This window comes from Streptomyces sp. NTD107 (assembly GCF_059510435.1).
On sequence record NZ_JCAJZV010000042.1, the window covers coordinates 1 to 970 of the forward strand.

At 74.9% G+C, this 970-nt stretch carries 1 protein-coding gene; it reads right to left on the reverse strand.

Going from position 1 to position 970, the window contains the following annotated elements:
* A partial coding sequence (locus AC5WRL_RS28080; RefSeq protein WP_496091495.1) for a sensor histidine kinase occupies positions 1-914 on the reverse strand: 914 nt, incomplete at its 3' end.
* Positions 915-970: the final 56 nt, after the last annotated feature.

The window sequence follows — 970 nt, forward strand, 5'->3', positions numbered from 1 at the left end:
TCGGCGGCGGCCCGTGGATCGGAGGCCAGCTTCTCCTTCGCCATGCCCAGCTCCATGGCGAGCGAGACGAGGCGGGCCTGGGCGCCGTCGTGCAGATCGCGTTCGATGCGGCGCAGATCGGCCGCCGAGGTGTCGACGACGGTGGAGCGGTCCGACTCCAGCCGGCGCACCCGCTCCCCGGCGGCCGACGGGCCGAGCAGCCCGGACACCAGCAGCCGGTCCACATGCCCCATGCCACGGATCAGCAGCCCCGCCGCGTACAGGAAGAGCACCCCCAGCACCACCACCATCACGAACTCCGGCGGGCCGTCCCAGAGCCAGCCGCCGCCCTCGCCGTCGAGATTGATGCCCACCGGCTCGGGCAGCGTCCAGTACCACAGCGGGTAGGTCACGCCGGCCCAGCCGTAGCCCCACAGGAACACCACGGAGCAGAAGGTGAACACCGACCAGGGCGCGTGGACGACCGCGTACGCGGCGGCCCGCCACGACACGTTGCTGCGCAGCAGCGCGCCGACCCGGGCGAGGGGGCCCCGGGCGCCGGGGCGCAGCCGCAGCGGCTCGGGGTCGGCGACCTCGGAGCCCAGCAGGAGGCGGGCGCGGAGCCGTTCGAGGTGGCCGTAGCCGCGCAGCACCAGCAGGACCAGGGCCAGCAGCGGGACGCCGATGAGGGTGACGAGGAGGGAGCCGCTGACCGCGAAGCCGGTGACGGCGAAGACCGCGGCGGTGAGGGCGAGCGGGAAGTTCAGCAGCATGTGCAGGCCCTCGCGCCAGGTGCGGGCGGCGACGGGCAGCAGCCAGGGGTTGGGGCCGGGAACGGGGTCGGCCGGGGCCTGGGCGTTGGCGTTGGTGGGGGCGTTGGTGGGGGCGTTGGTGGGGGCGTGGGCCTGGGCTTGGGCGTTGGTCGGGGTGCTCATGAGGCGGGTCCTTCGGAGGGGGCGCGGTCGCGCCAGGGCAGCTCGGCGGTGACGGC